10 protein-coding genes are annotated in these 12,562 nt (G+C 71.6%); 5 read left to right on the plus strand and 5 right to left on the minus strand.

The features are described 5' to 3' along the window. Nucleotides 1–159 precede the first annotated feature (159 nt). From ABT137_RS09990 to ABT137_RS10005, 4 genes are all read left to right on the plus strand, one after another. Nucleotides 160–1,113 (plus strand): heme o synthase, encoded by a 954-nt coding sequence (locus ABT137_RS09990; protein WP_351705308.1) that lies wholly within the window; start codon nt 160–162, stop codon nt 1,111–1,113. Between the two features lie 58 nt (nt 1,114–1,171). Next, nucleotides 1,172–1,492: a hypothetical protein gene (locus ABT137_RS09995; RefSeq protein ID WP_351705311.1), complete on the plus strand. Its 321-nt coding sequence runs from the start codon at nt 1,172–1,174 to the stop codon at nt 1,490–1,492. A gap of 176 nt (nt 1,493–1,668) precedes the next feature. Then, nucleotides 1,669–2,775 carry an amidohydrolase family protein gene (locus tag ABT137_RS10000; protein ID WP_351705313.1) on the plus strand — a complete coding sequence of 369 codons (1,107 nt, stop codon included), beginning with the start codon at nt 1,669–1,671 and terminating at the stop codon, nt 2,773–2,775. Nucleotides 2,776–2,793: 18 nt separating this feature from the next. After that, nucleotides 2,794–3,534, plus strand: a complete 741-nt coding sequence (locus tag ABT137_RS10005) for a nucleotidyltransferase (RefSeq protein WP_351705316.1) — start codon at nt 2,794–2,796, stop codon at nt 3,532–3,534. Here the strand turns inward: ABT137_RS10005 and ABT137_RS10010 are convergent. Together ABT137_RS10010 and ABT137_RS10015 are read right to left on the minus strand one after the other, a co-directional pair. Beyond that, on the minus strand, nt 3,489–4,508 hold the full coding sequence (locus ABT137_RS10010; protein WP_351705319.1) for a COX15/CtaA family protein: 1,020 nt from the start codon (nt 4,506–4,508) through the stop codon (nt 3,489–3,491). The genes ABT137_RS10005 and ABT137_RS10010 overlap by 46 nt on opposite strands. 49 nt (nt 4,509–4,557) lie before the next feature. Continuing rightward, a complete protein-coding gene (locus ABT137_RS10015; protein ID WP_351705322.1) occupies nt 4,558–7,179 on the minus strand; it encodes a tetratricopeptide repeat protein in 2,622 nt (873 codons plus the stop codon). A gap of 244 nt (nt 7,180–7,423) precedes the next feature. Here ABT137_RS10015 and ABT137_RS10020 point away from each other — a divergent pair, with 244 nt between their 5' ends. Further along, nucleotides 7,424–8,689: a glycosyltransferase family 4 protein gene (locus ABT137_RS10020; protein WP_351705325.1), complete on the plus strand. Its 1,266-nt coding sequence runs from the start codon at nt 7,424–7,426 to the stop codon at nt 8,687–8,689. Here the strand turns inward: ABT137_RS10020 and ABT137_RS10025 are convergent. From ABT137_RS10025 to ABT137_RS10035, 3 genes are all read right to left on the minus strand, one after another. Then, nucleotides 8,626–10,788 (minus strand): glycogen debranching N-terminal domain-containing protein, encoded by a 2,163-nt coding sequence (locus tag ABT137_RS10025; protein ID WP_351705328.1) that lies wholly within the window; start codon nt 10,786–10,788, stop codon nt 8,626–8,628. The two genes, ABT137_RS10020 and ABT137_RS10025, sit on opposite strands and share 64 nt — an antisense overlap. Nucleotides 10,789–10,865: 77 nt before the next feature. Then, complete coding sequence (locus ABT137_RS10030; protein ID WP_351705331.1) at nt 10,866–11,636, minus strand: ABC transporter permease; 771 nt, start codon at nt 11,634–11,636, stop codon at nt 10,866–10,868. Continuing rightward, nucleotides 11,633–12,556 carry an ABC transporter ATP-binding protein gene (locus ABT137_RS10035; RefSeq protein ID WP_351705334.1) on the minus strand — a complete coding sequence of 308 codons (924 nt, stop codon included), beginning with the start codon at nt 12,554–12,556 and terminating at the stop codon, nt 11,633–11,635. The genes ABT137_RS10030 and ABT137_RS10035 overlap by 4 nt, the downstream gene beginning before the upstream one ends. Nucleotides 12,557–12,562 lie beyond the last annotated feature (6 nt).

Genomic DNA, 12,562 nt, shown 5'->3' on the forward strand with positions numbered 1-12,562 from the left:
CTGCTCAATCGAGCCACCCCACCCCTCTCCCGAGACGCCCGCCAACACGACCCCACCCCCGCGAAGGTCGGGGTATGGGCAACGTCTAAAGTGGCGTGGTACGCGCGAGCCTTTACCGTGAGTTCACACGGCGGGGCTCGCTGGGAGTCTCTGTCAGGGGTGTGCGTGACGGCCGTCGAATCCCGTCCAGCGGGGGTGCTCGGTGCGAGCGAGAGCCCGAGCCACCGGCCGTTCGGGGCCCGTGTCAAAGCTTTCGTGGCGCTGACCAAGCCACGGATCATCGAGCTGCTGCTCATCACCACCGTTCCGGTGATGTTCCTGGCGCAGCAGGGCGTGCCCGACCTGACGCTGGTGTTCCTCACCTGCGCCGGCGGTTACCTCTCGGCGGGCGGCGCCAACGCGCTGAACATGTACATCGACCGGGACATCGACGCACTGATGGACCGCACCTCGCAGCGTCCGCTGGTGACCGGCATGGTCAGCCCGCGCGAGTGCCTCGCCTTCGGCATCACCCTGGCGGTCGTCTCCACCCTGCTGTTCGGTCTCACCGTCAACTGGCTGAGCGCCTGGCTGTCACTCGGAGCGCTGCTCTTCTACGTCGTCGTCTACACGATGATCCTCAAGCGCCGTACCTCGCAGAACATCGTGTGGGGCGGCATCGCCGGCTGTCTGCCGGTGCTGATCGGCTGGTCGGCCGTCACGGACTCCATGTCGTGGGCGCCGGTCATCCTCTTCCTCGTCATGTTCTTCTGGACGCCGCCGCACTACTGGCCGCTGTCCATGAAGGTGAAGGACGACTACGCGCGCGTGGGCGTGCCGATGCTGCCGGTCGTCGCCTCCAACAAGGTGGTCGCCAAGCAGATCGTCATCTACAGCTGGGTGATGGTCGGCGTCTCCCTGCTCCTCACCCCCCTCGGCTACACCGGCTGGTTCTACACGCTGGTCGCCCTGGTGGCGGGCGGCTGGTGGCTGTGGGAGGCGCACGGGCTGCAGAACCGTGCGAAGGCCGAGGTCACGGGCGGGAAGCTCAAGGAGATGCGGCTGTTCCACTGGTCGATCACCTATGTCTCCCTGCTCTTCGTGGCCGTGGCGGTCGACCCGTTCCTGCGCTGACCCACATCACATCGTCCTGCCCTCGCCAGTGGATCTACTCGTGAGTAGCATCCTGTCCATGGCAGACACGCAGCAGGTTGACCAGAAGGCCGAGCGCAAGGTCGCGCGCCTCGCCAAGCAGATCGACACCTTCGCCAAGGCCCACGGCGGCGCCGAGGGCCAGGTGGCGTACATCGGCGAACGCGGCGCCCGCATCGTCCTCGTCGGCGAGGACGGCGGCTGGGGCGACCTGGTGGCCCCGACGTACGAGATCGCCGAGCAGGCGGTCGCCAAGTCCGGCATCACGGTCCACGAGTCCTTCGACGGCGAGTTCGCGGCCAAGGTGACGACGGGCCCGTACGAGTGGAAGCGGATGGCCGGCATTCAGATCGGCGGCTGAACAGGCGCCCCTCGGGGGCGCGGGGCCGTATCGACATGCGGCTCCGCCGCGTGGGCGCGAGCAACCGCATACGGCCCGCAGCCGCCGATCAACCGGTACTCCCTCCCCGAACCGCGACCTCAATCCCGGTTCACCCGTTAAGACGGTTAAACAACCGTCCACCTCGGGGAGCCCGGATGATCGAGACGCCGTCCCTGGTGGACCAGTACTGCCACGGCGTACTCCGAACGGAGTTGGGCCTCGGCACCTTCGAGGCCCAGCTCGCCCGCACCGAAGGCCCCCCGGCCGCCGGCACCACCCTCTTCGACACCCAGACCGGTTTCGCGGTACGGCGCTGGTGCCCCCCGCTCCTGGGCCTGGAACCGCACTGCGCACCGGCCCGCTACCTGGCCCGGCGCCGCGAACTCGGCGTCCTGGAGACCGGCCGCCGTCTCCTGCGCGGCAGCGGCATCACCACCTACCTCGTCGACACCGGCCTGCCCGGCGACCTCACCGGCCCCGCCGAGATGGCCTCGACCGGCGCCGCGGCGGCCCGCGAGATCGTCCGCCTGGAGCTCCTCGCCGAGCAGGTCGCCGACACCTCCGGCACCGTCGAGTCGTTCCTCGCCAACCTCGCCGAGTCGGTGCACGGCGCGGCGGCGAACGCGGTGGCCTTCACCTCCGTCGCCGGTCTCCGGCACGGCCTGGGCCTGGCCCCCGAACCCCCCGGCCCCGGTGAGGTGAGAGGCGCGGCCGGCCGCTGGCTGGCGGGCCGCCGGGTCGGCGGCGAGCTGGCCGACCCGGTCCTGCTGCGACACCTGCTCTGGATCGCCGTCGCCTCCGGTCTCCCGCTCCAGCTGCACGCGGGCCTCGGCGAGCCCGGGGCCCGGATCGACCGCACCGACCCGGTCCTGCTCACCGACTTCGTCCGGGCCACCGCCGGCCTCGGCACCGACCTGGTCCTCCTGCACGGCTACCCCTACCACCGCCACGCCGCCCACCTCGCCGGCGTCTTCCCGCACGTGTACGCCGACTCGGGCGCGGCCCTGGTGCGCACCGGCGCCCGCGCCGCGACGATCCTCGCCGAGATCCTGGAACTGGCCCCCTTCGGCAAGATCCTCTTCTCCAGCGGCGCCCACGGCCTGCCCGAGCTGCACGTGGTCGGCGCCCGCCTCTTCCGCGAGTCCCTCGCCCGGGTCCTCGGCACCTGGGTCGCCGAGGGCGCCTGGTCGCTCGGCGACGCCCAGCGCGTGGCCAGGCTGATCGCGGCGGGGAACGCGAAACGGGTGTATGGGCTGGAGTGAGCTGTACAGACTGAGCCCATGGACACCGAGACGTTACTGGCCCGCTTCGTGCGCGAGCTGTCGGCACTGGACCCCGTGGCCGCGTGGGCGCACGGCTCGCTCGCCGCGGGCGACGACTATCAGGAGGGCCGCAGCGACCTGGACCTGATCGCGGTGCTGCCGGGCCCGGTGACCCCGGCCGTCGTATGGAAGATCGCCGTGGCGCACGCCCGGCTGCGCGCGCTGCCGCTCGCCCCCGTCCTGCACTGCACCTATCTGACCCCGTCGACCGCTGCCGACCCCACCCGGAGCCATCTCACCTACGCGTACGGGCAGTTGTTCAAACGGCCGGTCAGTCCGGTGACCCGGCGTGAGCTGCACGCCTTCGGACGGGTGCTGTACGGCCGGGCGCCCGACGGGCTGCTGCCACCGGTGACGGACCGGGAACTCGGCGAGTTCGTCGTCCGGGACCAGCGGGACTACTGGCGGCCCGTCGTCGACAAGGCCCCGCTGTGGACCCAGGACGTCTGGGTGGACCTGGGGATGATCACCTTCGCCCGTGCCACCGTCACCGCACGTGAAGGCCGCCTGATCTCCAAACGCGAGGCCCTGGACCTGCTGCCCGGTCTGGGCGCGCCCGCCGAGGTCGTCGAGGACATCCGGAGCCGCCGCTACGACGCCCCCGCCCCGCCCACCGAGGAGTGGACGGCGCGCCGGGCCCGGCTGACCCGGGACTACTTGGGCCCGGCGATCGACGCGCTCACGGCCTCGTACGCCTGAGCGGGCACGTCGGCCGTCACCTCGGCGCGTTCCCGCAGGGACAGCAGAACGCGCAGCACGCCGATCCACACCAGGCAGGAGCCGAACATGTGCAGGCCGACCAGAACCGTGGGCAGGTGCGTGAAGTACTGGACGTACCCGATCACGCCCTGACCGAGCAGGATCAGGAACAGGTCGCGGACGCGGTCCCGCGGTCCCTGGGGCGCGCCGACGCCCCTGAGGAAGAACCACAGGGCGAAGGTCAGTGACACCACGATCCAGGCGAACACCGCGTGCAGCTCGGCGACCCCCGACCAGCTGACGTCGATGCGCTCGACGTCGCCGGAGTCGCCGGGGTGCGGTCCCGCACCGGTCACCACCGTGCCCGCGGCGATGAGCAGCAGCGTCACGGCCACCAGGGCCCACACCAGCTGCTGCACGGCCTTGCCGACCAGCGGACGCGGCTCGCCGTCGCCCTCGCGGGTGCGCTGCCACATCAGGGCGGCGACCGTGATGAGCGCCGTGGCGAGCAGGAAGTGCGCGGCGACGGTGTACGGGTTGAGGCCGACGAGCACCACGATGCCGCCGAGGATCGCGTTGCTCATCACGAGCCAGAACTGCGCCCAGCCCAGCCGGGTCAGGCTGCGCCGGAACGGCTTCTGGGACCGGGCCGCGATGATCGCCCAGCCGACCGCCGCGCACAGCACGTAGGTCAGCATGCGGTTCGTGAACTCGATGGCGCTGTGGTAGCTCAGCGCGTCGGTCGGGGTCAGCGAGCCGGCGGTGCACTCGGGCCAGGTCGGGCAGCCGAGCCCGGAGCCGGTGAGCCGCACCGCGCCGCCGGTGACCACGATGACCACCGACATGACGAGCGCGGCGAGCGCCGCCCGCCGCACGGTCCGGGGCTCCGGCGTCCAGTGATCGGCGATGAAGGCGAGCGGGTTGCGCAGCGCCGCTACGAGGTCGGCGGGGGTCAGCTTTGGCACGGGCACCATGGTAGGGGGCCGCTTGTGCATGCGTTCACGAGGGTCGGGGTCACCGTGCTCACAACAGCCGGCGGATGCGGTCCGCCTCGCGCCTGAGCCGGCCTGCCTCCTCGTGGTCGCCGCGGTCCGAGGCGCAGTCGGACAGGTGCTCGCACACCGCCATCAGCGCGGGGTGGTCGTCACCGAGGGCCGCCCGGAAGATCCCGTCCGCCTCCCGGAGCACGTGCTCCGCGCCGCCGCCGTCGCCCTGGGCACGCAGCACGGGACCGAGCCGGGTCAGGGACTTGGCGCGGTAGTAGTGCCGCTCGCCGTAGAGCCGCAGGTAGATCGCCTCGGCCTGCTCCAGCGTCCGCCGCGCCTCGGCCGGCCGGCCCTGCGCGAGCCGTAAGGAGCCGAGCTTGTTGAGGCAGGCCGCGTATTTGTGCTCCTCCGCCTCGCTTCGTTTGCGGTGCAGCTCCACCACCGGACCGAGGAGCCGCTCGGCCCGGTCCAGTTCGGCGCGGGCCCTGCGGCTCAGGTCGCGACGGTGCAGGAGGCGCAGGCTCCGGCGCGCCTGCTCCTTGTGGCTCTCGCTGCGCCGGCGGAGCACGTCCGAGAGGAACTTGGCGATCTGGGCCGTCTCGAAGTCCTCTGGACCCCGATGGGCGCCGAACACCGTCAGGGCCTCGGTGAGCATGGACTCCGCGTGTTCCAGCTGCCCTCTGTCCTGGGCGACGATGCCCAGGTCGCGCTGGAGCATGGCCCGGAACACGGTGTAGTCGGGGGGCTCCTGGTTGCCCCGGGTGGGTATGCACTCCTCCGCCCGCCGGTAGTGCCGGGTGGCCTCGGTGAGGCGCCCCGCGTTCCGGTGGATCAGCCCGGTCTCCTGCTCGGCGACGGCCCAGTCGAGGCTCTCCTCCCGCCACGCCTGCCCCTCGTAGATCCCGACCGCGGTCCGGGCCGCGCGCAGTGCCTCGGGGAAACGGTTGTGCTCGCGCATGATGCCTCCCAGCTGTCGCTGGCAGTGGGCCCGTAACCGCAGGAACGCCTCCTCCTCGCGGTCGTCGCACAGCCGGAGGGCACGGCGGCACTCCCGTTCGGCGTCGTCCAGCCCGGCCAGGAGATAGTGCTGACGGGCCACGGCGTACCGCGCCGTCGCGCGGCCGAGGAGGTCGCCGCCGTTGCCGATCTCGCGCAGCTCGGCCTCCCGCTCGAAGAAGTCCAGGGAACGCACCCAGTCGCAGCGGTGCTCCTGATAGGCGCCGACGCGGTGCAGCAGCCGGGCCAGCGCCTCCGGGTCCTGGGACGCGCCGAGCCCGCCGTCGGCGTCGTCGCCCCACGCGAGCTTGTCGATGACGGCCTCGACGTGCGGCATCAGCCGTTCGCACACCGGCCTGGACGCCAGCAGGTCCGGAGTCGCGGGGAAGCAGGCCTCCACGAGCCGCACCGCCGCCTGGGACCACTCCAGGCGCTCGGCCAGACTCAGCCCGTCGTGGATCAGGGTCTGGACGCGCGGGTGCATGCCGTAGGCGGCGGATCCGTCGCGCCAGTCCCCGCTGCGCGTCAGCAGGGAGTGGTCCACCAGCAGCAGAACCGCGCGGTTGAAGGTGACCGGGTCGGCCATCACCGTCCGCAGCCGGACCGGGAGGACCGACCGGTACTGCATCAGCGTGGTCTTCTGCACGTCCTCCGAGGCGAGGAACGTGCACAGCCGCAGCAGATCCACCGCGGCGGGAGAGGTCTCCGAGATGCGGGAGATGGCGAGCCGGAAGGTGTCCTCGACCGAGGCTCCGCCGGGCAGGTCGCGCAGGTACTCGGCCACGGTCGTCTCCGCCTGGACGATGTAGGCCGCCGCCTGTTCGAGGGCCAGCGGAAGCCAGCCGAGCTGGCGGCCGAGCCGGGTGAAGGCCTCCAGGTCCTGCTCCGAGGCCTCTTTCGGCTCGATGCCGAAGCGCCGCCGCAGGAACTCGATGCCCTCGTTCTCCGGGAAGACCCGGAGTCCGATGGGGCTCGCGCGCAGGCCGTCCCACCCCTGGTTCTGCTGGGTGGTGATCAGCACCTCGCCGTCGCCCTCCGACGGCAACAGGCTGCGCAGCGCGTCCTCGTAGGCGGGCCAGCCGTCGTAGACGAGCAGCCAGCCGCGCTGGTCGCGCAGCCAGCGCCACAGGTTCATGAGGACGACGTTCTTGCTCTCCTGGTCGTGGATGCCCACGTACTGGGCGAACTCCAGCAGCTCCGTGCGCAGCGCGTCGGGCCCGGAGGCGTTGAGCCACCAGGTCAGGGTGTGCCGGTCCAACTGGTCGCGGGCGTAGGCCACGGCGAGCTGTGACTTGCCGGCACCGGTCGCCCCGTACAGGACACAGACCCGGGGCACGGGCCGCTCGTCCCGCCGGCGCCCGCGGTCCGGTCCCCGCAGCACGCCCACGATGCGTGCGGTCTCGGCGGTGCGGCCGGTGAAGTACATGCTGAGGACGGGCAGGTTGTGCGGCGGCCCCTGGAGCGCGCTCGTCGGCACGTCCGGCAGGAGGTCCGGGCCGGACCTGCGGGCGACCTGCGCGGCGATGCCGCCGGCCAGGCCCGCGACCAGTCCCGCGGCGACGGACAACCACCACAGCAGAGCGCCCCCGGAATCGGCGGCCTTCACGGCCACCGCGACGAACGCGGTCGTTCCGGTTCCCGCCCCGGCGGAGACAGTGATCACCCAAGCGCGCATGTGGTTCCCCCGAAGCCGCGCCACTGCCGTGGGATTCGACCCACGTTCAGAGCGAATGTCGTCGAATCTTCTGTTTTCCCTACTTCTCTGCCGTGCAACCAATCGGTAACCGGTTCGTTGAAACCATCAGTTCGGGGCCGGTCGGTGGAATAACATCCCGGCTTGCGCAAGTCTGTTCTGCCGTTCACCGGGTGTGGCCCGAGCACGGTGGCAAGGGTGGCCGGAGGCGGCAATGAGGCAGGAGCCGGATCGACAGACCCCGAAGGCGCTGAACGTCGCCTTCGTCCACTGGGCGTTCCCGCCGACGGTCGGCGGCGTGGAGTCGTACCTCTGGAACTGCTCCAGGCTGCTCGCCAGAAGTGGGTACCGGGTGACGGTGTTCACGGGGACGTCGGACGTCCGGACGCCCCCGGAGGGCGGGGTCGAGGTGCTGCGGCATCCGGGGCTCGACCTGTCCCGGGCCGCCGGGAGCGCCATGGAGCGGGCTGAACTGCGCACGTGGTTCAAGAGCGAACTGGCCCGCAGGGAGATCCGGTTGGTCCACGGCCACAATCTTCATCACTTCTCGGCGGCACCGGCCGAGGCGCTGCTCGACCTCAGGGCCGACCTGGACCTGGTGCTGCTGCACACGTACCACAGCATCTGGCGTGACCCCGAGAGCGTCGCCCTGGCCAGGGCGTGCGGTGAGTTCGACGCGCACTTCGCGGTCTCCGGCTTCCTCCGCGACGCCTGCACGGAGGACCTCGGGGTGAAAGGCGCGGAACTCATGTATCTCGGCATCGACGCCGAATCTTTCCTGCGGGTTCCGGAACTCGCCGATCCGGCACCGGACGACGAGGCGCTCATTCTGTTGCCGGCCCGTCTCATTCCCGACAAGGGAGCGCTCATGGCCGTACGGGCCATGCGTCGGGTCCTGAATGAAAATCTTCCGGTGCGCCCTCGCCTTGTTCTCATGGACACACCGAATTCGGTTGATTTCCATGGCGAAAAGGTCGGTTTCCGAGATGACGTGACCAGGCTTGCCAAGGATTTGAATGTCGCGGATCGCGTGAGTTTCGACCGGGCGGGCGTGGACGGAATGCACGAGCTGTACCGGCGCGCGCGTGTCGTGGTGTGTCCGTCGACCTTCGCCGAGCCCATGGGCCTCGCGGCGCTGGAGGCGATGTGTTCGGCACGCCCCGTGGTCGCCACCGACGTGGGCGGCCTCGCCGAGGGAGTGGGCCGGGACGGCTCGACCGGGTTCCTCGTACCGCCCGGCGATTCGGATGCTCTTGCCCGTCACATCACCGAACTGCTGCGCTCGCCGAGCCTGGCGCGCACCGTCGGCAATGCGGCGAGGAAGCGCGTGGTGGCGGAATTCGATCTGGAGAGTCGTTGTCTGCCCCCCCTGCTGTCGTCCTACGAGGAGTGTTCGGGTCTTCCGTTCCGGCGGCGTCAGGAGGCCACGTGCCGCCACCCCTCGGGAAGTCCCTCGACCGTGATCCCGTCCGTCGGGTGATCCGTGCGGACGGTGATGCTCCGTCCGGCCAGGCGAATGCTCTCGACCGTGCGGATCAGCGGCGCGGTCGGGGAGAGCTCCCGGACCATGGGGGTGACCCGGAGGGTGCGTTCCCTGGCATTCGGCCGGAGACCGAGCAGGGCGCCCAGCAGGGCCACACCCGACGCGGCGGACCAGCCCTGCGGACGGCAGGCGGCAGGGTAGGCGAGCGGGGCGGGCGCTCCCTGCGTGCGGCTGTCGCCGCCGTACAGTTCCGGCATCCGGTACTCGAAGTGACTCGCCGCGTCGAGCAGGCCTGCCGTCAGGGCGTACGCCTCCTCGTGGCGGCCCGCCGCGGACAGGCCCTGGATCGCGATCGCGGTGTCGTGCGTCCAGACCGAACCGTTGTGGTAGCTCAGCGGGTTGAAGCCGGGCAGCCCGGCGGAGCGGCTGCGCAGCCCCCAGCCGGAGTTCAGTTCGGGCGCGGCGAGCCACGCCGCCACGTCCCGGCAGCCGTCGGCGTCCAGGATGCCGGTGGACAGCAACTGGCCCATGTTGGACGCGGGCCCGCTGACCGGTTCCAGGCCCCGGCCGACGGCGATCGCCACGTACCGCGGGGCCGGACCGCGCCGTGCCGACACCCAGAAGGTGTCGGCGAAGTGTTTGCGCAGCGCGTCCGCCCAGGTACGGAGCCGCACGGCCGCGTCGTGACGGCCGCGGGCCGACAGCAGCTCGGCCAGTCCCGTCGCCGCCTGGTAGGCGTACCCCTGCACCTCGCACAGCGCCAGCGGCGGTTCGATACGGCGGCCGGTCGCGTCCCGGACGGCGTCCTCGCTGTCCTTCCACGACTGGTGGCGCAGCCCGCCCTGCCGGGGGTAGTAGCGCAGGAACCCGTCCTCGTCCCCGGCGCAGACCTCCAGCACCCACTCCATGGCGCGCTCGGCGTACGGCAGCAGTGCGTCGACCTCTTCCGCCGGCAGCCCCCAGTGCCATGCGTCCACCAGGAGCGACACGAACAACGGGGTCGCGTCGACCGAGCCGTAGTAGCGGGAGGGAAGACGCAGGCCATGACCGTGTTCGGCGTCGGCCGGGCGCAGTTCGTGGAGAATGCGGCCGGGCGCCTCCTCGCGGAACACGTCGTGGGCCGTGCCCTGACGGCGCGCGAGGGCCCACAGGGTGCCGCGGGCCAGGTCCGTGCCCAGGGGCAGCATCATGCGCGCCGACCAGATCGAGTCACGGCCGAACAACGTCAGGTACCAGGGGCAGCCCGCCGCGATGAACTGGTCCTCGGTGCCGCCCGCCGTTCGCGTTCCGCGTTCGGGATCCGCGAGCCGCAGCGCCCCCAGGTCGTCCAGGCCCCGGCGGACCAGTGCCACCAGCCGTGGGTCGCCCGCCACCCGGGGTTCGGCCCAGGGGGCCGCTGACCGCGGTGCGCCGGGGTGACCGGGCGGAGTGGGGACCGCGCCTCCGGTCACGCCGACGTGGGTGTGCCAGTCCTCGCCCGGGCGCAGCACGATCCCGGGCCAGGCGAAGGTACCGCCCTCCGGTCCGTCCGTGACCTCCGGTGCGCCCGCCCCGCCCACGGTGCGGACCTCGGCGCGGCCCGCCGGGGTCTGCCAGCGCAGACCGCCGCCGTCCCCGGAGGCGGTGCACGGCACGGTCGGCGTCCGGCGGCCCCGCTTGACGTCGGCGATGTCCGCCAGGTCGGTCGCCAGCGCCAGTTCGAGGCGCAGGCGCCGGGTGACCGTACCGACGTTCCTCAGCTGGATGAACTCGCCCTGCCCCGCGACCCGCACCCGCTCGACGATCAGGGTGGGATCGTCGCTCGGGTCGCCCTGGTAGCGGTGGACCGAGGTGAAGCGCACCCGGTCGGGGCCCAGCGGCTGTACACCGATCGGCTCGGGCTCGCGTCCGTCGATCAGCAGACAGGCCGTGTGCAGCAGCCTGCGGTCGTGGCCGTAGAAGCCCTCGGCCCGAAGACCGCGCAGTTGTCCGTCCCGCGGCGATGCCACGAAGGCCGGGGCCGCCACGCACATCACGACGTCGTGCAGCAACGGTTGCAGAGCGCTGTCGTGCAGCAACGGTTGCAGAGCGCTGGGGAGTTCCGCCGACTCGTACACGGAGCGTCTTTTCCCGCTGGGCACGAACGTCACTCACGTGGCCCAGTGACGGCTTCCGCTCCGCCACGGCCGGCCCGTCACTCCCAGCGGAAGAACCTCCCGGCCGCCCCCAGCGCCACCACCGCCCACACGGCGAGGATCCCCAGGTCGCCCCACGGCATCCCCGCCCCGTGCTGGAGTACGTCCCGCAGCCCGTCCGACAGCGCCGAGATGGGCAGCAGGCCGAGTGCGTGCTGGGCCCCGCCGAACTTGTCGAGCGGGACGATGACCCCGCCGCCCACGAGCAGCAGCAGGAACACCAGGTTGGCGGCGGCCAGGGTCGCCTCCGCCTTGAGGGTGCCGGCCATCAGGAGGCCGAGGCCGGAGAAGGCGGCGGTGCCGAGCACCAGGAGGAGCAGGACGGCGAGCGGGTTGCCGTGCGGGGACCAGCCGAGGGCGAAGGCGATCGCCGTCAGGAGGATCACCTGGAGGACCTCGGTGACCAGGACCGACGCCGTCTTCGCCGTCATCAGGGCCCAGCGGGGCAGCGGGGAGGAGGCGAGGCGCTTCAGGACGCCGTAGCGGCGCTCGAAGCCGGTCGCGATGGCCTGGCCGGTGAAGGCCGTGGACATGACGGCGAGGGCGAGGACGCCGGGGGTCAGGAAGTCGACCGAGCTGCCGGATCCCGTGTCGACGATGTCCACCGAGCTGAAGAGCACGAGGAGCAGGGTCGGGATCACCACCGTCAGGAGCAGCTGCTCGCCGTTGCGGAGCAGCATTCTCGTCTCCAGGGCCGCCTGCGCCGCGATCATGCGGGGGAGCGGGGCGGCACCCGGACTGGGGGTGAAGGTACCGGTCGCGGTGGTCATGAGCGCAGCTCCTTGCCGGTCAGCTCCAGGAAGACGTCCTCCAGCGTGTGGCGTTCGACCGAGATGCGCTCGGGCATCACGCCGTGCTGGGCGCACCACGAGGTCACCGTCGCCAGCAGCTGCGGGTTGACCTTGCCGACGACCCGGTAGGAGCCCGGGGTCAGCTCGGCGGCCGTGGAGTCGGCCGGCAGCGCCTTGAGGAGCGAGCCGACGTCGAGGCCGGGGCGGCCGATGAACCGCAGGGTGTTCTCGGCGCCGCCCTTGCACAGCTGCTCGGGGGAGCCCTGGGCGATCACCCGGCCGTCGTCGATGACGGCGACGTCGTCGGCGAGCTGCTCGGCCTCCTCCATGTGGTGCGTGGTGAGGATGACCGAGACACCGTCGGTGCGCAGGTCCCGGACGAGGTCCCAGGTGGCGTGGCGGGCCTGCGGGTCCAGGCCCGCCGTCGGCTCGTCGAGGAAGACCAGCTCCGGGCGTCCGACCACGGCCATGGCGAGCGCGAGGCGCTGCTGCTGGCCGCCGGAGAGGCGGCGGTACGACGTCCGGCCGCAGCTGCCGAGGCCCAGCCGCTCCATCAGCGCGTCCACGTCGAGCGGATGCGCGTGCAGCTTCGCCACGTGCCGCAGCATCTCGTCGGCTCGGGCGCCCGAGTAGACGCCCCCGGACTGGAGCATCACGCCGACTCTGGGGCGCAGCTCGGCTGACTGCCGTACCGGATCGAGGCCCAGGACGCGCACCGCGCCGGAATCCGGCTTGCGGTACCCCTCGCAGGTCTCGATCGTGGTCGTCTTGCCCGCCCCGTTGGGGCCGAGTACGGCGGTCACGCCCGCCTCGGCGGTCAGATCGAGGCCGTTCACAGCGGTCTTGGCGCCGTACCGCTTCACCAGGTCCCGCACCTGGACCACCGGCTCACTTCGCATGGTGAC

The organism is Streptomyces sp. NPDC001980 (genome assembly GCF_040296885.1).
GTDB lineage: Bacteria > Actinomycetota > Actinomycetes > Streptomycetales > Streptomycetaceae > Streptomyces.

Bases quoted from the DNA above. Each gene is read 5' to 3' on its own strand.
- ABT137_RS09995 (WP_351705311.1), top strand. From the start codon at position 1,172: ATGGCAGACACGCAGCAGGTTGACCAGAAGGCCGAGCGCAAGGTCGCG.
- ABT137_RS10000 (WP_351705313.1), top strand. From the start codon at position 1,669: ATGATCGAGACGCCGTCCCTGGTGGACCAGTACTGCCACGGCGTACTC.
- ABT137_RS10005 (WP_351705316.1), top strand. From the start codon at position 2,794: ATGGACACCGAGACGTTACTGGCCCGCTTCGTGCGCGAGCTGTCGGCA.
- ABT137_RS10010 (WP_351705319.1), bottom strand. From the start codon at position 4,508: ATGGTGCCCGTGCCAAAGCTGACCCCCGCCGACCTCGTAGCGGCGCTG.
- ABT137_RS10020 (WP_351705325.1), top strand. From the start codon at position 7,424: ATGAGGCAGGAGCCGGATCGACAGACCCCGAAGGCGCTGAACGTCGCC.
- ABT137_RS10030 (WP_351705331.1), bottom strand. From the start codon at position 11,636: ATGACCACCGCGACCGGTACCTTCACCCCCAGTCCGGGTGCCGCCCCG.
- ABT137_RS10035 (WP_351705334.1), bottom strand. From the start codon at position 12,556: ATGCGAAGTGAGCCGGTGGTCCAGGTGCGGGACCTGGTGAAGCGGTAC.